An 18,283-nucleotide genomic window follows, 5' to 3' on the forward strand; every position below is an offset into this window, starting at 1 on the left:
TCGTCTGAAATCAGCCGTCGAAGCGCGCGTAGCGTTCCCACAAGTCGTCTCCGACGGGCTCGACGCCCAGACGACGGAACTTGGGGGCGTCGGCCAGCTTTGCAAGCGCCAGAGATGCCACGCAGGGCCGCCCCTCCCCTCCCAGCAGGATCGGGGCGCGGAACCATTCGATGGCGTCCACCACGCCCGCCTGCAGGAAGGAGGCGGCGACGCGGCCTCCGCCCTCGACCAGCAGAGAGCCGACGCCGCGCGCGGTCAGGGCATCCAGAACGGCGGCGATGGCGGGTCGAGCGTCGTCGGCGGCGACGGCGACCACCCCGGCCTGGCCGACGGCGTGGGGCGCGGCGGTCGTCAGGATCAGGGTGTTTCCGCTGGCCACCTTGGCCGTCGCGGGGGTGCGCAGGCGGCTGTCGAGGACGACGCGCAGCGGATGCGTCCCGGCGTAGTCAGGAAGACGCACGGTCAGTTCCGGGTCGTCGCCCAGCACCGTCTCGACGCCGACCAGGATGGCGTCATGGGTCGCGCGCAGGCGGTGGCCCTGCTGGCGAGCCTCAAGGCCGGTGATCCATTGGCTTTCGCCGGAGGCCGTGGCGATGCGGCCGTCCAGCGACGTCGCCAGCTTAAGGGTGACGCGCGGGCGCATCAGCGCGGGTCGTCGGGCTTGGTCTCGTCGAAGCCCTCGTCGCCGAGGAATTTGGCGAAGTCGCCGGTGTGGCGGAAGTCCTTGTAGACTGAGGCGTAGCGGACGTAGGCGACCTCATCGACCGACTTCAGCGCCTTCATGATGAAGTCGCCGACGATGTGCGAGGGGATTTCGGTCTCGCCCAGGCTTTCCAGCTGGCGCACGATGCGGCTGACCAGCAGCTCGACCTGATCGGGCTGGACCGGACGCTTGCGCAGGGCGATGCCCAGCGAGCGTTCCAGCTTGTCGCGGTCGAAGGGGGTGCGGCGGCCGTTCCGTTTCAGGATGACCAGTTCGCGCAGCTGCACCCGCTCGAAGGTGGTGAAGCGCCCGTTGCACTGCGGACAGGACCGACGGCGGCGGATCGCCGCGCCGTCGTCAGACGGGCGGCTGTCCTTGACCTGGGTGTCGGCGTTTCCGCAGAAGGGGCACTTCATCCAGTCGACCTCTTAGCGATAGATCGGGAAGCGGGCGGTCAGTTCGCGCACCTGGGCGGCGACGCCCGCGACGACGGCCGGATCGGCTTCGTCGCCGCCGTTCATCGACGAGACGACGTCGGCGATCCAGTGGCCGATCTGCTTGAACTCTTCCTCGCCGAAGCCGCGCGTGGTGCCCGCCGGGGTGCCCAGACGGACGCCCGAGGTGACGGTGAAGGGCGCGGTGTCGAACGGCACGCCGTTCTTGTTGCAGGTCATCAGCGCCTTCTCGAGCTCATGCTCGGTGGCCTTGCCGGTCACGCCCTTGGGCCGCAGATCGACCAGCATCAGGTGGCTGTCGGTGCCGCCCGAGACGATGGCCAGGCCGCGCTCGACCAGGACGCCGGCCAGGGCCTGGGCGTTCTTGACCACCTGCTGGGCATAGCCCTTGAACTCGGGCTTCAGGGCCTCGCCGAAGGCCACGGCCTTGGCGGCGATGACGTGCTCCAGCGGACCGCCCTGCAGGCCGGGGAAGACGGCCGAGTTGATCTTCTTGCCCAGGTCCGCGTCGTTGGACAGGATCATGCCGCCGCGCGGGCCGCGCAGGGTCTTGTGCGTCGTGGTGGTGACGACGTGGGCGTGCGGGATCGGGTCGGGATAGACGCCGCCGGCGATCAGGCCCGCATAGTGGGCCATGTCGACCATCAGATAGGCGCCGACGCTGTCAGCGATCTCGCGGAAGCGCTTGAAGTCGATGTGACGGCTATAGGCCGAGGCGCCGGCCAGGATCAGCTTGGGCTTTTCCTTCTGAGCCATTTCGGCGACGTGGTCATAGTCGATCAGATGGGTGTCTTCGCGGACCTTGTAGGTCACGGGGCGGAACCACTTGCCCGACTGGTTGGCGGGCGAACCGTGGGTCAGGTGACCGCCGCAGGCCAGATCCATGCCCAGGAAGGTGTCGCCGGGCTGCAGCAGGGTGAAGAAGACGGCCTGGTTGGCCTGGGCGCCCGAGTGGGGCTGGACGTTGGCGAAGGCGGCGCCGAACAGCTCCTTGGCGCGCTCGCGGGCCAGGTCCTCGGTCACGTCCACGAACTCGCAGCCGCCGTAGTAGCGGCGGCCCGGATAGCCCTCGGCGTACTTGTTGGTCAGGACCGAGCCCTGGGCGTCCAGCACCGCCTGCGAGACGATGTTTTCCGAAGCGATCAGCTCGATCTGCTCCTTCTGGCGGCCCAGTTCGCCCTGGATGCCCTTGAAGATCGCCGGATCGGCGTCGGCGAGGCTCTTGGAGAAGTACGAGTCGTGGGTGAAGGCGGTCACTGGCGGGCATCCCGAGGGCTGAGGGCGGAAACGGCGCCCCTATCTAGGCCGCGCCGCCGGACACCACAACATCTGGTGGCCCCGCGACCGATCCGCCCACACGCACAACAAGGTTCGAATATTGCCGTAACGATGCTAGTGCAAAGCCAAGCTTTGTAAAATCTTCGGGGGAGCGCCCATGAAATCCTTGCTTGGCGGCCTGGCCGCGGCAGCCTGCCTGATGTCGGCGCCTCAAGTCGCCGCGCAGGCGGTCACCTACTATGTCCAGAGCGCGCCATACGACAGCGTGAGCAACTACACGGCCTGCCCTTTGGGCGGCTGCACCGCCACGTTCACCACTTCGCAACGCGTCTCGGGCTCTTTCACGATCTTCGGCGCCCTCACGCCGAACATGGTCGATGAGGTCATCGACGTTCGCCTGGGCGATCTGAACCTCAGCGACGGGCAGAACACCTTCCAGACCGACTTCCTGAACTGGAGCATCGTTGCACAAACCGCTCAGGTCTCGACCGACGCCAGCGGCAACCTGACCTACTTCGAGTTCAAGTTCGACAAGATGCACGGGCTGCCCGTGGCCGTCGGAAACGCCGGCGACCCGAAGTCCTATGTGACGTCCATCTACCTCGCCAATACGCCGAGCGGCAGCTATGCCTTCGTGCAGAGCAACAGCCTGTGCACGGCGCGCGGAGACAATACGGGCGGCAACACGTTCGGGCTGGGGTGCATTAACGCGACGTCAAACGCTCCCCAGGGCGCGTCGCAGGCGGCGTCCTCAGCGGTGACGATCTCGCTGACCCCTCCCCCGCCGCCGGCGGTGCCGACCATGTCGGAATGGGCGATGATCCTGCTGGGGGTTCTACTGGCGGGTGGAGCGGCGCTGCACCTGCAACGGCGTCGCCAGACGGCCTGACGTCAAACGGTCAGCGACGGGTCGCCAAAGCGCGTTTCAGCTTGGCGATGGCGACCCGCTCGACCGCGCGCGGCTCCAGCGCCGGGCCCATGGCAGACACCTCGACGCCCGTGGCCGCGTGGACGGCCGAGCACTTTACATAGGTTCCGTTGCGGACGAACTCGACGATGACTTCACCGAGTTCGGGATCGGTCGTCATGCAGCGACCGGACGACGCGCCACGTTGCAGTGCGAGAACAGCTTGTCCATCGCGTCGACCAGCTTGTCGATCATGCCGTCGTCGTGGTTCGGCGACGGGGTGAAGCGCAGGCGCTCGGTCCCCTTGGGCACGGTCGGATAGTTGATCGGCTGGACGTAGATGCCGTGCTCTTCCAGCAGCATGTCCGAGATCAGCTTGCAGTGCACCGGATTGCCGACGTGGACCGGGACGATGTGGCTGACGCTGGGCAGGACCGGGATGCCGGCTTCCAGCAGGCGCCGCTTCAGGGTCTCGGCGCGCTCCTGGTGCGCGATGCGCAGCTCCGGATGGGCCTTCAGGTGACGCACCGAGGCCAGGGCGCCGGCGGTCAGGGCGGGCGGCAAGCTGGTGGTGAAGATGAAGCCCGAGGCCCAGCTGCGGACCGCGTCCACGATCACCGCGTCGGCGGCGATATAGCCGCCCATGACGCCGATGGCCTTGCCCAGGGTGCATTCGACGATGTCGATGCCGTCCAGGACGCCGTCACGCTCGGCCACGCCCGCGCCGGTTTCGCCGTAGAGGCCGACCGCGTGGACCTCGTCCAGATAGGTCATGGCGCCGTACTTCCTGGCCAGGGCGATGGTGCCGGCGATGTCGGCGATGTCGCCGTCCATCGAATAGACGCTCTCGAAGGCGACCAGCTTGGGCGCATCGACGGGCGCTGCAGCCAGAAGTTCCTCGAGGTGCTCCAGGTCGTTGTGGCGGAAGATGTGGCGCGGACCGCCGCCGTGGCGGATGCCCTCGATCATCGAGGCGTGGTTCAGGGCGTCAGAGAAGATGATCAGGCCCGGCAGGATCTTCTGCAGGGTCGACAGCGTCGCCTCATTGGCCACATAGCCCGAGGTGAACAGCAGGGCCGCTTCCTTCTGGTGCCAGCTGGCCAGCTCGACTTCCAGATCGACCGCCGAGCGGGTGGTGCCGGAAATGTTTCGCGTGCCGCCGGCGCCGGCGCCGGTCTGGTCGATCTCGGCCGTCATGGCCTCGACCACCACCGGATGCTGGCCCATGCCCAGATAGTCGTTGGAGCACCAGACCACGACGTCCTGTTCGGAGCCGTCCTCGCGGCGGCGCACCGCCTGCGGGAACTGGCCGCGCACGCGCTTCAGGTCGGCGAAGACGCGGTAGCGCCCTTCGTTGCGGACCTGCTCCACCGAGTTCTGAAAGGCGGCTTTATAGTCGAACAAGACGGTAGTTCTTTCGCTTATACAGCTTTGTGCGCCTAATTGCGCTCACCGCCCCGTGTTGTCCATGTGCAGAGCCGGACAAAACGTCTCAACCCCTTAATTGATAACGGTTCTCACTTTAGTCGCCCACGGTCGTCGGCCCTACGGGACCTCCCGACCCGACGCGGGCCGTTTCGTCGCCCACGGTCGTCGGCCCTACGGGACCTCCCGACCCGACGCGGGCTGTTTGGTCGCCTGCGAGCAAGCCTTGAACGATCAGTCCTCTGCCGGCGCCAGCGCCGCCAGAGGAACCCGCGTCACCTCCACGTCCTCCTTGTTTGTCGCGTAGCCGACGTAGAGCGCGCCATTCCACACGACGCTCTTGGGATAGTGATAGCCGGGGCGCTTGTACTGGCCCTCGTAGCGAAGCGGCTGAAGGTCGCCTGCCCCGCGCAACAGGAAGCTGCGGTCGAAGACGCGCCCGTCGTCGCTCAGGGTCACGGCCAGCGGCATCCGGGGACGGTCGGTGTTGGGGGCATTGACCAGATAGGCGGTTCCGTCGGGCAGGTTGCCTGCGCTCTGCTTGGCGCGGGCGTCGGGCATGTCGGTCAGGACCGGCGTGGTCCAGGTGACGCCCCGATCGCAGCTCTCGGAAGCGATCTGGCGGAAGCTCAACTCCTCGTCGCGGAAGACCATGACGGCGCAGTCGCCGCGCTGGAACAGACTGGGTTCAATCTCGCGGCTGAGGCGCTTTTCGTGCTCGGCCGCCGCGCCGCTGGCGTCGCGCGGCAGGTTCTGCATCCGCCCCTCCGTCCAGCCCGACAGGCCCAGAGGATCGTCGGTGAAGAAGGGCTTGGCGATCATGCCGGGTCGCAGATGGAAGCCGGTCATCAGCCGCCCGCCGATCAGATGCGGGTCCTGCTCGATCACGCCCTCGACCGGGCGGCCGTCGGCGCCCATGACGCGGCGCGGTTCGCTCCAGGTCTCGCCGTCGCGGCTGAGGCGGTACTCGGCATAGCCGCCCGCTCCCGACTGGAAGCCGTCCGGCCAGACGTTGACGTAGGCGACTAGGGTCTGACCGTCCGTCCACCAGCCGCCGCTGGAACGCATCACCCCGCCCTCGCCCGCATGGGCCAGGGCGACCGGCGCGCGCCAGGTCTCGCCGTCGTCGCTGACGCTGTAGGCGACCCAGGTGTCGGGCGCATCCTCGTCCCGGACCGAACTCTGCCACTGGGCGTAAAGCCGGCCCTTGAAGGGCATCAGCACCACGCCGTTGCTGAACCGGTCCGTGGCCTCGCCCGGCGCGAAGACGGTGAAGGTCTGCGTGCCCGGCGCGGGCTTCAGTCCCAGATCAGGCGCCCCGGCCTGAAACAGACCAGGTGCGGCGCTGTAAGGCGGATCGGCCGGCGCGGCGGCGATCAGGCCGAGCGCCGCCAGACCGACCAATAAGGACAGCCCCCCGCGGCCCCTCACTGCGCCAGGGTGTCCAGCCGCCCGCGCAGCATCTGCACCATGGCCGAGAAGTCCTTGCCGCCGTAGCCGAGGCCGTTGAACAGGGCGTAGAGGGCCTCGGCCTGAGCGCCCAGCGGGGTCGTGGCGCCCGCCTTGGCGGCGGCGTCCTGGGCCAGCTTCAGGTCTTTCAGCATCATGGCGGTGGCGAAGCCGCCTTCATAGTCGCGGTTCGAAGGGGCGGTCGGGACCGGCCCGGCCCAGGGGTAGTAGTTGCTGACGCTCCAGCACTGGCCCGAGGACTTGGAGGCGATCTCGAAGAAGCGTTCCGGCTCCAGACCCAGCTTCTCGGCCAGGGCGATGGCCTCGCAGGTGCCGACCATGGAGATGCCCAGCAGCATGTTGTTGCAGATCTTGGCCGCCTGACCCGCGCCGTGGTCGCCCGCGCGGATGGTAATGCGGCTCATAGGGTCCAGCGCCGGTTCGACGCGGGCGAAGTCGGCCTCGTCGCAGCCGACCATGAAGGCCAAGGTGCCGGCGTCAGCGGCGGCGGTGCCGCCCGAGACGGGGGCGTCGGCGAAGGCGTAACCCGCCTCCCTGGCCAGACCCGCGACCTTGCGCGCCGTCTCCACGTCGATGGTCGAGCAGTCCAGCAGCAGAGCGTTGGACGGGGCCACGCCGATGATCTGTTCGGAATAGACGCTCAGCACATGCGGCCCGGCGGGCAGCATGGTGATGACCACCTCGGCGTCCTTCACGGCCTCGGCGACCGAGGCGACGGTGCGGCACCCGGCCTCGGCGGCGCGTTCCAGCGCGGCGGGCGACAGGTCGAAGGCGGCGACGTCATGCCCGGCCTTGGCCTGATTGGCGGCCATGCCGCCGCCCATGTTGCCGAGACCGATGAAGGCGATGCGAGTCATCTGAGGCGTTTCCCTTATGGATTTTGGGGCAGGGTTAGCCCCTCCCCGCCCGCTTCGCCAGTCACCTGTTCGACAGTTTCGGCTCAGACCGGTTTTCTGAACCGCAGCATGAACTGGCTGGTCTTGCCGCGAATGGACGGGTCGAAGACGTTGGCCGTGCGCGGGTCGTCGGGCCGGGCCAGAAGGTCGCTTGAGCCGTCCAGCACGAAGCCCGCCGCCTCGACCTCGCGCTTGACCTGATCCACGTCAATGCGATGCAGGCTGTCCGGCGCATCCGGCCCTGCGCCCGTCGCCGCGTCATGGTCGATGACGACATAGAGGCCGCCGGGCTTCAGCGCCCGATACGCCGCCGCATTGACCTTCGCCGCCGTGTCCGTGGCGAAGGGCTTGAGGTGCAGGTCGTGATAGTTCTGGGCGGTGAAGATCAGATCCAGGCCCTCGGGCCATTCCGGGGCGCCGATGGGCGAGCTGATGGCGTCGGCGTTGTCGAGCGCGGCGGCGGCGGCCAGGGCCTCGCCATAGCTGGCCTGAAAGCCGATGAACTCGGCCGGTTGCCAGGCCGTGACGTGGCCGTCGGGACCGACGGCGGCCGCGAACAGGCGGGTGAAGTAGCCCCCGCCGATGATCATGTCGCCGATCTTCTGACCCGGCTTCACCTCGGCGAAAGCCAGGGTGTCGGCGGCGTGGCGGGCCGTGTCGCGGGCCCGGTCCTCGGTCGTACGGATGGGGCTGGCCAGGGCGGCTTCATAGGCTGCGGGCGCCGTCTGGGCCGAGGCGACGCTCAGGGGCGCGGCCGCCGCCAGGGAGGCTGCGACGACGAAGGCGAGGAAGGGACGCATGGTTACTCCTCCTGTGATTTCAGCCGGTTCAGCCCGGCTTTCTGAAGCGATAGACGAACTGGTCGGTCTTGCCGCGAATGGCCTCGTCAAAGACATTCAAGGTATGGTCGTCGGCGGGGTTGGCGACGGCCGATGTCTCACCATCGAAGACGAAGCCGGCGGCCTCGACCTCGCGGCGCAGTTGCGCGCCCTCGATGCGGTGCAGGGTCTCGACGGCGGTGTTGCCGGCGCCGGGCGCGGCCTGATGATCAATGACCACGAACAGGCCGCCGGGTTTCAGCGCCTTGAAGATGTCGGCGTTCATCTTGGCCACGTCCACGCCGAAACGGGGGATGTGGAAATCGTGGTATTCCTGGCTCATGAAGACGACGTCCAGAGGGGCATCGAAGGCCATGGCGTCCAGGTCGCCGTTGACGCGGCTGACGTTGGGATAGGCGGCGACCAGGGCGTCGGCGCGCGGGTTCTCGCGCTCGGCCGTGCGGTTAGGCACGAAGGCGTAGACGTGGCCGCCCTCGCCCACGACCCGGGCGAACAGACGCGTGAAGTAGCCGGCGCCGGGCCGGATGTCGGCGACCTTCTGACCCGGCTGCACCTGGGCGAAGGCCAGGATCTCGGCGGGATGACGCAAAGGATCGCGGGCGACCTCGTCGGCGGGGCGCAGGGTGTCGGCGACGGCGTTCCGATAGGCGGCGGGCGGCGCGTTCTGGGCCAGGACCGGAGAAGCGGCGGCGACCAGCAGGGCGGACAGGGCGGACAGGGCGGCGGCGAGCAGACGGGACTTCATGGGGCGACCTCCGGGAAAGCTGGGCCGCATAAGGCGCTCAGACAGGGCGACTGGCAAGCCGCCCTGTCCCGACATGATCAGCCCGCCATCGAGGTGGGCGACTGCTTCTCTTTCAGCGTGACCAGTTCCTCGGCCATGGTCGGGTGGACGGCGCAGGTGGCGTCCCACTGGGCCTTGGTCAGGCCGGCCTTCACGGCGATGGCCGCCAGCTGGATCATCTCCGGGCTTTCCGGGCCGACGATGTGGCAACCGACGACGCGCTGGCTGTCGGCGTCGACCACCAGCTTCATCAGCACCCGCTCGTCCGAACCGGTGAAGGCGTACTTCATCGGGCGGAAGCGGGTCACATAGACATCGACGCCTTTCGTGCAGGCGCGGCGCGCCTCATGCTCGGTCAAACCGACGACGCCGACCGGCGGCTGGCTGAAGACGGCGGTGGCGACGGCTTCATAGTCGAAGTGCTGCGGGTTGTTCTTGAAGACCGTCTCGTGGAAGGCGACGGCTTCGCGAATCGCGACCGGGGTCAGGTTCATCCGGTCGGTCACATCGCCGATGGCCCAGATGTTGTCGACCGAGGTCTTGGAGAAGGGATCGACGGCGACAGCCCCCTCGTCGTTCAGCTCGACGCCCGCGTTCTCGAGGCCCAGTCCCTTGACGTAGGGGACGCGGCCGGTGGCGAACATGATCACGTCGGTTTCCAGCGTCATGCCGTTGCCGAGGTGGCTGACCAGACCGCTTTCGGTCTTCTCGATCGAGGTGTGCTGGCAGCCCAGGATGACCTTGATGCCGCGCTTCTCGATCTCGCCCGCCAGATGGGCGCGCACGTCGTCGTCGAAGCCGCGCAGGATGTTCGGGCCGCGATAGATCAGGGTCGTCTCGACGCCCAGACCCGCAAAGATGCCCGCGAACTCGACCGCGATATAGCCGCCGCCCGCGATCAGGATCCGCTTGGGCAGTTCCGGCAGATGGAAGGCTTCTTCGGACGTGATGGCGTGCTCGACGCCCGGCAGGTCCTCGGGCTTCCACGGGCGCCCGCCGGTGGCGATCAGGATCTTCTCGGCGGTGAAGGTCTGGTTCTTGCCGACGATTTCGACCGTGTGGGCGTCCTTCATCACGGCGCGGCCGTGGACCAGATCAACGCCCGCCTTGCCCAGGTTGGCGGCGTAGATGCCCGACAGGCGGGCGATCTCGACGTCCTTGGCCTGAAGGAAGGTCGGCCAGTCGAATTTCGCATTGTCGAAGGACCAGCCGTAGCCCTCGGCGATCTCCAGCGCGTGGCTGACTTCCGAGGCCATGACCATGAATTTCTTGGGCACACAGCCGCGGATGACGCAGGTGCCGCCGACGCGATACTCCTCGGCCACGGCCACCTTCTTACCGCCCAGAGCCGTCAGGCGCGCGGCGCGCACCCCGCCCGAACCGGCGCCGATGACGAAGAGGTCGTAGTCGTAAGAAGCCACGTCAAATTCCTGAAAAATCTACTGGAACCTGCAATCTAGGAGTTGGAACCGTCAAACGCTAGGCGTCGACGCCCCCAGCCGGATCTCGGCGTTGTGCGAAGTCTGGACAGGCCTTTCCTTGGCTGACAGTGTCGGTACCAGTTCCATTTGGAGGCACGTATGCTGAAACTTACCCTGGCCGCTGCGGCGCTCGGCAGCCTCCTGTTCGCCTCCGGGGCGATGGCTCAGCCTCAAGATGAGGCCGAGGAGCCGACACGCCTGGAAGACCTGACGGTCATTGGTCGCCCGCTGCAGCGCCTGATCGAGTCGTTTGTGACCGAGGTGGCTGCACCCAATCAGGGCCGGAGCCTGGCTCGCTGGCGCAACCCCATATGCGTTTCCACCGTCAACATCGAACAGGACGGGGCCCAGTACATCATCGACCGCGTGGCGGAGGTAGCCGACCGCGTCAACGTGCGTTCGGGCGGCCCCAACTGCAGCCCCAATGTCGTCGTTGTCGCATCAGCCGACGCCACCAATGTCGCCCATGCCATCACTGAGAGGTCGCCGCTGAGCTTCCGCCCAGGGTCGAGTACAACCGATCAGGGCGCCGCCGCTCTGCGTGCGTTCCGCGAATCCGCCGCCCCGGTGCGGTGGTGGCACGTCAGCTTCCCTGTCGATCGGGACACCAACCTGCGAGCTGTGCGCCTGCCCGGCGATCCATGCGGCGACACGCCCGTTTCTTGCGCTCCTGCCGTAAAAATCTCCGCTTCAAATCTCACGACCCAGATCGTGGACAATCTTCAGCGCGTCATCATTGTCGTCGATTCATCACAACTGGCTGGCATCGAAAGCCGCCAACTCGCGGACTACATCGCTTTCGTCGCCCTGGCGCAGATCGATCCCCAGGCTGACACCAGCCGATACGTCTCGGTTCTCAACACGTTCGACGAGTCCGCAGCCTCGGGCGAAGGCATGACCGAGTGGGACTACGCCTACCTGGAAGGTCTGTATAAGGCGCAGATGACGCTCAAGAACACCCGGGCGGGAAACCTCGAAATCGCGCAATCGATTCATCGCGCTCACAACCGCCTTGCCGACACCCAGGCGGCCGACCCTTCTACGGATTGAGCGTCTCGAACCCGGCGTCCGTGCCGATGAGGGCCAGGTCGGTCAGGTCGAGGAAGAGGCCGTGTTCGACCACGCCGGTCAGGCTCTTAAGGTCAGCCGCGAGGCGAGCCGGGTCGGCGATGACCTTGCAGGCGGCGTCGTAGATCAGGTTGCCGCCGTCGGTGCGGATCAGGCCGCGATCGGCCTGACGGACGCGGGCGGGCATGGGGATGTCGTGGTCGGCCAGGACGTCGGCTATGCGGTTGGCGGTGGTCTTGTGACCGAAGGCGACGACCTCGATCGGCAGGGGGAAGGTCCCCAGCACCGGCACGACCTTGGCCGCGTCGGCAATGCAGATGCAGCGGGCGGACGCCTCCCACACCAGCTTTTCGCGCAGCAGGGCCGCGCCGCCGCCCTTGATCAGGGCCAGGCCCGGACCGATCTCGTCGGCGCCGTCGACGGTCAGGTCGAGGCGCGGGGTGTCCTCCAGCGTCGACAGGGTCAGGCCCAGTTCGCGCGCCAGATCGGCGGTGCGCTCAGACGTGGGCACGCAGCGCAGGTCCGGCAGGTTGCGCGCCGCCAGGGCCTTGACGAACCAGGCGGCGGTGGAGCCGGTGCCCAGACCGACCACCATCCCTGCCTCGACATAGGCGGCGGCGGCTTCGCCGGCGTTCTTCTTCTGCAGGTCGCTCATTGGGATTTCGCCGCCTTCTTTGCGCGCATGGCAGCCATAAACCGGGCCGCCCAACCGGGTTTCATTGTCTGTTCGGCGCGGCCGAGCGCCAGATCGCCGGGGGCGACGTCCTTCGTCACCACCGAGCCGGAGCCGACCATGGCGCCCGCGCCGATGGTCACGGGGGCGACCAGCGAGGAGTTGGAGCCGACGAAGGCCCCCTCGCCCACCGTGGTGCGGTGTTTGAAGAAGCCGTCGTAGTTACAGAAGATGGTGCCCGCGCCGATGTTGGCCTTCGCCCCCACATGGCCGTCGCCGAGATAGGCCAGATGGTTGGCCTTGGCGCCCGCGTCCATGCGGACGTTCTTGACCTCAACGAAGTTGCCGATCTTGACCCCTTCGCCCAGATCCGCGCCGGGGCGCAGGCGGGCGTAGGGGCCGACCTCGGCCTTGCTGGCGACCCTGGCGCCCTCGATGTGGCTGAAACTGCGGATGCGCGCGCCCTCGGCCACAACCGCGCCGGGGCCGAAGACGACGAAGGGCTCGATGGTCGTGCCGGCGCCGACTTCTGTATCCCAGGCGAAGTGGACGGTGTCGGGGGCCGACATGGTCACGCCCGCCGCCAGGAAGTGATCGCGCTGGGTTTGCTGGAACAGGGCCTCGGCCTGGGCCAGTTCGGACTGGGCGTTGACGCCCATGACCGAGTCTTCGGCGGCGAAGACGGCGCGGGTCGGGGCGCCGCGCTTGCGGGCCAGCTCGACCACGTCGGTCAGATAGTATTCGCCCTTGGCGTTGTCGTTCTTCACCTCGGCCAGCAGGTCGAACAGCAGGCCTACGGGGGCGGCCATGACGCCGGAGTTGCAGGCGGTGATCGCCAGAACCTCAGCCGAGGCCTCCTTGGCCTCTGTGATGGCCAGAAGGTCGTCGCCCTCAAGGATCAGGCGGCCATAGGCGCCGGGATCGCGGGCCTCGAAGCCGATGACGGTGACGCCTTCGTGCACGCCTTGATCGGCGTCAGCGAAGACCGGCTCGATGTCGGCGGCCTTCAGCAGGGGCACGTCGCCGTAGGTCACGACCACATGGCCGATGAAGTCACCCAGCACGGCCTCGGCGGCGCGGACGGCGTGGCCGGTGCCCAGCGGCGGGTCCTGAACGGCGATGGAGTCTTCGCCCAGACGCTTTTCGACGTGAGCGCGGACTTCAGGGGAATGCGAACCGACCACGACCACGATGCGCTCGCAGCCCAGGGCCTCGGCGGCGTCGATGGCGTGATCCAGCATGGCGCGCTGGCCCACCGGGTGCAGCACCTTGGGCAGCGGCGACTTCATCCGCGTGCCCTGGCCTGCGGCGAGGATGATGGCGGCGCGAGGGTGAGGTGCGGTCATGAATCGATCCGGCGGCTTGTCGTCCTGCGCGATCTAGCCCATTGCCGGGGTCTGCGCGAGCCGGGAGACGACATGAGCACTGAACGCGATCTGGAAGGCTGGACCATCGCCTTCGACCTGGACGGGACCCTGGTGGATTCGGCGCCCGATCTGATCGGGACGCTGAACCGGATGCTGGTCCAGTACGAGTTGCCGCCCGTGCCCATGTCCTCGGCCCGGCATCTGGTCGGCCACGGCGCCATGGCCCTGCTGCGTCACGGCTTCATGGAGGCGGGCGCCGCCTGGGACGAGGCCCATGCGCCCGGCCTGTTCGAGCGCTTCATCGAGGACTATCTGGCCCATATCGCCGACGAGAGCCGCCCGTTCGACGGCGTGGTTCCGGCATTGGAGCGGCTGGCCGCGCGTGGGGCCATCCTGTGCGTCGCCACCAACAAGCGCACGGACCTGTCGGTCGCCCTGATCGAGGCGCTGGACCTGAGGCGCCACTTCGCCTTCATCGCCGGACCGGACGCGGTCTCGGCCCGCAAGCCCAGCGGGGCCCATATTCATGAGGCTGTGCAGAAGGCGGGCGGCGATCCGGCGCGCTGCGTCATGGTCGGCGACAGCACCACCGACACCAAGGCCGCCAGGGACGCGGGCGTGGCCTGCATCGTCGTCGGCTTCGGCTACAATGACGTGCCGCGCGAGGAGCTGGGCGGAGATGTCGTGATCGACCACTACGACGGGTTCGAGGCGGCGCTGGCTGAGGTGATGGGCTAAGGCCCCTCGCCCGTCCCCCATAGCTCACCTCGGCGAAGGCCGGGATCCAGATACCGAACGCGGCCCGGAAGCGGACGCTCTGAAGTTCGCTTAAGGGTGGGAAGCGGACGTGTCCAAGTGACTTTTCTGCGTAGGGCGATATCCTACGCGTATGATTGAGATCGACCCTCAAGAGCCGCCCGCAATCATCGAGTTGCACAACGATGCCCAAGGCATTGCCCAGTTGAGGCTCTACGGTGACGACTGTGCCTTGATGGGCTGGACTGGGGATTACAAGAGCAGTGCGCCCGTAGCCGCATTTCTGGCAAAGGCTGAAGCTTCGAATACCGACGCCGCCAAAGCTGTCGAAATCTTGCTCGAGCAGACGAGCGAAGCATTCTACCATTGGCGTCTGGAATTTCTCGAACAAGATACGATGAAGCTCGCTGAGTTTCTTTCGATCACCTGCCCAGACCTGAACCAGCGCTTTCCAGATTTTCTCTTGGCGGATGGCGATGAGCCAAAGACGCCCCAGCAATTCCAGATGAAATTACTCAGCTTCGTAATCAGGCTGTCTTAGCGGCAACTCCGCCCCGCCCGCTGGGATGAGCGAGTTGGGATTAGGTAGAAAAGCTAAACAACCAATCAGAACTTCTAACCGTCAATCGCTCCCGTCGCGGTTGCCGTCACCTCTTGCGCAAAACACATAGGACGACCGCTCCTCCCCAAAGGTCGTCATGTTCCGTCGCTTCTTCGCTATCCCGCTCTGGCAGCGCACCGCCGCCGGTTTTGCCCTGGGCATCATCGCCGGCCTGATCCTGCGCGAGCAGGCGACGGTCTGGCTGCAGCCGATCGGCGACGTCTATCTGAACCTGATCCGCATGGTGGTGGCGCCACTGGTGCTGTTCACCATCGCCAGTTCGATCGCCAAGCTGGGCGAAGGGGTGGGCGCGGTGCGGCTGGGGGTGCGGACCATCGTCTGGTTCGCGATCACTTCGCTGCTGGCGGTGCTGGTCGGCTTCGCCTTCGGGCACATCATCAATCCGGGCGTCGGACTGGCTGACCTGCCGCTGGGCGAGGTCAAGGAACGCGTGATCCCGACGCCGTTGCAGGTGCTGCTGGGCGTTGTTCCGACCAATCCCTTCGCCTCGCTGGCCGAGGGCAAGGTGTTGCAGATCATCTTCTTCTCCGCCCTGCTGGGCGCGGCCCTGGTGGCGTTGGGCGACCGGGCGCAGAATGCGCGGCGACTGGTGGATGAAGGCGCGGCCCTGATCTTCCGCATCACCCGCTGGGTGATCCAACTGACGCCGTTCGGGGTGTTCGGCCTGATCGGCTCGGTCGTCGGCGGCTATGGCTGGGAGGCGCTGCTGCCGCTGGGCAAGTTCATCTTCGCCATCTACGCGGCCTGCCTCTTCCACATTCTGATCGTCTATTCGGGCCTGCTGAAACTGCACGGCCTGAAGATCCGCAGCTTCTTCCGCGGTGCCTTTGCCGCCCAGCAGACGGCCTTCGCCACCTCCTCGTCGCTAGGCACCCTGCCGATCACCCTGCGCCAGACGGTCGAGCGTCTGGGCGTGCCGCAAGCCTACGCCGCCTTCGCCGTGCCTCTGGGGGCCAATGTGAAGATGGACGGCTGCGGGGCCATCTATCCGGCCATCGCCTCGATCTTCATCGCCCAGTATTTCCAGATCGACCTGACGCTGACGCAATACGTGCTGATCGGCCTGACGGCGGTTCTGGGATCGCTGGGGACGGCCGGCGTGCCCGGCACCTCCATCGTCATGCTGACCCTGACCCTGTCGACGGCGGGCCTGCCGCTGGAAGGCATCGGCTATATCGTCGCCATCGACCGGATCATCGACATGATGCGCACCGCCACCAACGTCACCGGCCAGATGCTGGTCCCCGTCCTGGTCGCCAAGGAGGAAGGCATCCTGAACGAGAACATCTACAACGGTCACGTCGCCTGGCTGCCCGGCGATCCCGAGACGGAAACGCCCGAAGGCGTGCGCGCGGCGGGTATTTGATCAAAGAGGCTTGCCGTCGTCGGAATCGCGGGCTACATCGCGCCTCCCGGCGGCCCAAGCCTTTCTGATTTGGCCGTTACTGCGCTGGACGCGTAGCTCAGCGGGAGAGCACCTCGTTCACACCGAGGGGGTCACAGGTTCAATCCCTGTCGCGTCCACCATTTTCCCCCTTACCTTACAACAAGATAGAACCCATCGCCTGGCCGTGAACCTGGGGCGTCTGAGGTTTGGCCTCGTTAGGGGGGCGCTAGGGGGGCGCCGGAAACCTCGCTCAAAACGGCGTTTCAGGCTGTTTCAAGCACGAATACGCCACGAACAAGCATAGCAGCATTGCCGTCGCTTGCCCGGAACGCTTCAGCAAGGACCGACGAAGGCCCGGCCGGCGCAACGCACCAGGCATCCAGCGAGGCCGCTTCACTCAGTCCGGAGCAGACGGAGGTGAACTGGCCGCAGCGGGCGGACTCGGATTGGTCGTGCTTCGGGACGGCGTGGTTGTCCCCGCCCCTTGAAGCGAAGGGGAGACCGGCGCCTCGGTCGCAACCGCCCCGTTGACGGCCTCGCTGGATGACCCTGACGTCCCCGGTCCAGCAGGAACATCAGTCAAGGTCCCCACCTCCCCCACAGGCTCCCCTTCCGCCCCGGACGCTTCTCGCGCCCGCCGGTCGGCGTCCCTGCTGCAGGCGGCGGCCAGCAAACCAAGGACAGCCAGGCCGGCCGCGATCTTGATGTAGGTCTTCATGTCGAGCTCCCTTTCGACAAAACGGAAAGAGCTAGGCCGAGGATTGTTGCGACTGTCGCCTTTCGGTCAGTCGTGAGCGCCGAGCATCACAGGATCCCGGCGAACCTCAACTCGCCCGTCTCCGGGGCGTAGCCCTCTTCCCCTTCTCCGAAGCGGCCGGCCGCTTGGCCGTCCGCGCGCCCCTGCGAGGTTCGGCGCCCGAACCTTTCAGGCTGGCGCGGAGCGCGGCCATCAGATCGACGACATTGGTGTCCTCCGGCTCGGCGGCGCGAACAGGCTTATGACCCTTCTGTTTGGAGGCGATCAGAGCCTTGAGCGCCTCCTCGTATCGATCGACAAACTGGTCCGGGTCGAAGGGCCCGGCCTTCTGCTCGATGATCCGCCGCGCAATATCGACCATGGCCGGATCAGGCGCCTTGTCCGATATGGCTCCGAACACATCGCGCATCGCGCGGACCTCCCCTCGCGTACGGAGAGAATAGGCGAGGATTCCCTGGTCCCGCGGCTCCAGCGCCAGCAGACGCTCCCGCGTCGACAGGACCACGCGCCCCAGGGCGATCTTGCCTTCCGAGCGCATGGCCTCACGGATAACGCCGAAAGCCTCCTCCGCCAGCGCTCCGGCCGGCGCGAGGTAGTAGGGATTATCCCAGTAGAGGCGGTCGATCTCCTCCTCCGGCACGAAGCGCTCGATATCGATCGTTTTCGTGCTCTCCAGTTTGACGGATTTTATCTCCTCATCGGTGAGGAGGATGTATTCGTCCTTAGCGACGGCGTAGCCCTTGACCAGGGACGACCGCTCGACCGGGCCCGTGTCCGGGTCGGTGGTGATCATCCGGATACGATTGTTGGTCTCGGGATTGATGAGATTGAAATGAACCTCGCCCCCTGAACTGGTCGCCGTGTAAAGGGCGACGGGGCAAGTCACGAGGGACAGACGCAGGTGTCCCTGCCAGGTGGGGCGATACGCCATTTCGAGCCTCCGGGACGGGCGCCGCGCCCGTCGCGCCGAATCAACACCATGAAACGGGTTTCGCTCCCTGCCCTGCGTCTCACCCGAGCCGACGGCTCAGCCGCAGGTTTCGGCCTGCCCGTCTTCCAGGTCGATGACAAAGCAGTGCTCCCGACCTCCCTCCATATCCGCCACGAAGAGACGAACCTCATCCCCGGCGTTCACAGGGGGAAAGAACAGTTCGGCGTACCCGACCGCCGCCGCCTCAAAGCTCGGGGCCTCGATCACGTGGCCATGGGCTCGGCCTGCGCCTTCGGCGTAGACATAAAAGCGGTTGTGTCCGGTTCCGGACATTGAGACCTCCTAAGCCTTGGGCCTGATCGTATTCGACTGCTAACTCGGCTGGCGCCCACACGACCGCCCGTGTCGAACGCTTCGCAAGTCAGGCGTCTGGCGGCGTTTCATCGGCCTTCTTCCCAGGCGCTCCCGGATGACGGCGGCTCCA

19 protein-coding genes and 1 tRNA gene are annotated in these 18,283 nt (G+C 66.7%); 6 read left to right on the forward strand and 14 right to left on the reverse strand.

From position 1 onward, the window contains the following. Positions 1–10: 10 nt before the first annotated feature. Genes ACI2KI_RS03780 through glyA form a run of 3 tightly spaced genes read right to left on the reverse strand, consistent with a single transcriptional unit; the run spans position 11 to position 2,415 of the window. Complete coding sequence (locus tag ACI2KI_RS03780; RefSeq protein WP_404617850.1) at positions 11–643, reverse strand: RibD family protein; 633 nt, start codon at positions 641–643, stop codon at positions 11–13. Next, positions 643–1,119 carry a transcriptional regulator NrdR gene (gene nrdR, locus ACI2KI_RS03785; RefSeq protein ID WP_292083034.1) on the reverse strand — a complete coding sequence of 159 codons (477 nt, stop codon included), beginning with the start codon at positions 1,117–1,119 and terminating at the stop codon, positions 643–645. The genes ACI2KI_RS03780 and nrdR overlap by 1 nt, the downstream gene beginning before the upstream one ends. Positions 1,120–1,131: 12 nt before the next feature. Continuing rightward, positions 1,132–2,415: a serine hydroxymethyltransferase gene (gene glyA, locus ACI2KI_RS03790; protein ID WP_313104090.1), complete on the reverse strand. Its 1,284-nt coding sequence runs from the start codon at positions 2,413–2,415 to the stop codon at positions 1,132–1,134. Positions 2,416–2,593: 178 nt separating this feature from the next. Here glyA and ACI2KI_RS03795 point away from each other — a divergent pair, with 178 nt between their 5' ends. Beyond that, complete coding sequence (locus tag ACI2KI_RS03795) at positions 2,594–3,325, forward strand: IPTL-CTERM sorting domain-containing protein (RefSeq protein ID WP_404617853.1); 732 nt, start codon at positions 2,594–2,596, stop codon at positions 3,323–3,325. Positions 3,326–3,335: 10 nt separating this feature from the next. Here ACI2KI_RS03795 and ACI2KI_RS03800 read toward each other — a convergent pair whose 3' ends face one another. From ACI2KI_RS03800 to gor, 7 genes are all read right to left on the reverse strand, one after another. After that, entirely contained in the window at positions 3,336–3,524 is a 189-nt protein-coding gene (locus tag ACI2KI_RS03800) for a DUF6898 family protein (RefSeq protein ID WP_404617855.1), read from the reverse strand. Further along, positions 3,521–4,747 (reverse strand): 5-aminolevulinate synthase, encoded by a 1,227-nt coding sequence (hemA, locus tag ACI2KI_RS03805; protein WP_404617857.1) that lies wholly within the window; start codon positions 4,745–4,747, stop codon positions 3,521–3,523. The genes ACI2KI_RS03800 and hemA overlap by 4 nt, the downstream gene beginning before the upstream one ends. Positions 4,748–5,002: 255 nt before the next feature. After that, positions 5,003–6,172: a sialidase family protein gene (locus ACI2KI_RS03810; RefSeq protein WP_404617860.1), complete on the reverse strand. Its 1,170-nt coding sequence runs from the start codon at positions 6,170–6,172 to the stop codon at positions 5,003–5,005. Positions 6,173–6,195: 23 nt separating this feature from the next. Beyond that, positions 6,196–7,182: a 3-hydroxyisobutyrate dehydrogenase gene (gene mmsB, locus ACI2KI_RS03815; RefSeq protein ID WP_404618924.1), complete on the reverse strand. Its 987-nt coding sequence runs from the start codon at positions 7,180–7,182 to the stop codon at positions 6,196–6,198. Further along, on the reverse strand, positions 7,179–7,934 hold the full coding sequence (locus tag ACI2KI_RS03820) for a class I SAM-dependent methyltransferase (protein ID WP_404617862.1): 756 nt from the start codon (positions 7,932–7,934) through the stop codon (positions 7,179–7,181). Before ACI2KI_RS03820 ends, mmsB begins: the two co-directional genes overlap by 4 nt. Positions 7,935–7,962: 28 nt before the next feature. After that, the gene (locus tag ACI2KI_RS03825) at positions 7,963–8,718 is read right to left on the reverse strand and encodes a class I SAM-dependent methyltransferase (protein ID WP_404617864.1); all 756 of its coding nucleotides are present in this window, start codon (positions 8,716–8,718) and stop codon (positions 7,963–7,965) included. A 77-nt stretch (positions 8,719–8,795) separates the two neighbouring features. After that, entirely contained in the window at positions 8,796–10,178 is a 1,383-nt protein-coding gene (gene gor / locus ACI2KI_RS03830; protein WP_404617866.1) for a glutathione-disulfide reductase, read from the reverse strand. A gap of 159 nt (positions 10,179–10,337) precedes the next feature. On the opposite strand from gor, the gene ACI2KI_RS03835 reads away from it, so the two are divergent. After that, positions 10,338–11,288 (forward strand): hypothetical protein, encoded by a 951-nt coding sequence (locus tag ACI2KI_RS03835; RefSeq protein WP_404617868.1) that lies wholly within the window; start codon positions 10,338–10,340, stop codon positions 11,286–11,288. On the opposite strand, the gene rpiA is transcribed toward ACI2KI_RS03835, so the two are convergent. Then, entirely contained in the window at positions 11,278–11,961 is a 684-nt protein-coding gene (gene rpiA, locus ACI2KI_RS03840) for a ribose-5-phosphate isomerase RpiA (protein ID WP_404617870.1), read from the reverse strand. The genes ACI2KI_RS03835 and rpiA overlap by 11 nt on opposite strands. After that, a complete protein-coding gene (gene glmU / locus ACI2KI_RS03845) occupies positions 11,958–13,325 on the reverse strand; it encodes a bifunctional UDP-N-acetylglucosamine diphosphorylase/glucosamine-1-phosphate N-acetyltransferase GlmU (RefSeq protein WP_404617872.1) in 1,368 nt (455 codons plus the stop codon). The genes rpiA and glmU overlap by 4 nt, the downstream gene beginning before the upstream one ends. A gap of 72 nt (positions 13,326–13,397) precedes the next feature. Between glmU and ACI2KI_RS03850 the strand changes: the two genes are divergently transcribed. From ACI2KI_RS03850 to ACI2KI_RS03865, 4 genes are all read left to right on the forward strand, one after another. Next, a complete protein-coding gene (locus ACI2KI_RS03850; protein ID WP_404617874.1) occupies positions 13,398–14,084 on the forward strand; it encodes an HAD-IA family hydrolase in 687 nt (228 codons plus the stop codon). Between the two features lie 151 nt (positions 14,085–14,235). After that, positions 14,236–14,643: a hypothetical protein gene (locus ACI2KI_RS03855; RefSeq protein WP_404617876.1), complete on the forward strand. Its 408-nt coding sequence runs from the start codon at positions 14,236–14,238 to the stop codon at positions 14,641–14,643. 157 nt (positions 14,644–14,800) lie between these two features. Further along, positions 14,801–16,090 (forward strand): dicarboxylate/amino acid:cation symporter, encoded by a 1,290-nt coding sequence (locus ACI2KI_RS03860; protein WP_404617878.1) that lies wholly within the window; start codon positions 14,801–14,803, stop codon positions 16,088–16,090. 86 nt (positions 16,091–16,176) lie between these two features. Further along, positions 16,177–16,251: transfer RNA gene (locus ACI2KI_RS03865), tRNA-Val, on the forward strand. 684 nt (positions 16,252–16,935) lie between these two features. On the opposite strand, the gene ACI2KI_RS03870 is transcribed toward ACI2KI_RS03865, so the two are convergent. Then, positions 16,936–17,799 carry a Ku protein gene (locus ACI2KI_RS03870; protein WP_313105922.1) on the reverse strand — a complete coding sequence of 288 codons (864 nt, stop codon included), beginning with the start codon at positions 17,797–17,799 and terminating at the stop codon, positions 16,936–16,938. Between the two features lie 96 nt (positions 17,800–17,895). Continuing rightward, positions 17,896–18,132, reverse strand: a complete 237-nt coding sequence (locus ACI2KI_RS03875; protein ID WP_404617880.1) for a DUF5961 family protein — start codon at positions 18,130–18,132, stop codon at positions 17,896–17,898. Positions 18,133–18,283 lie beyond the last annotated feature (151 nt).

This window comes from Brevundimonas sp. NPDC046655, assembly GCF_044901625.1.
Lineage (GTDB): Bacteria > Pseudomonadota > Alphaproteobacteria > Caulobacterales > Caulobacteraceae > Brevundimonas.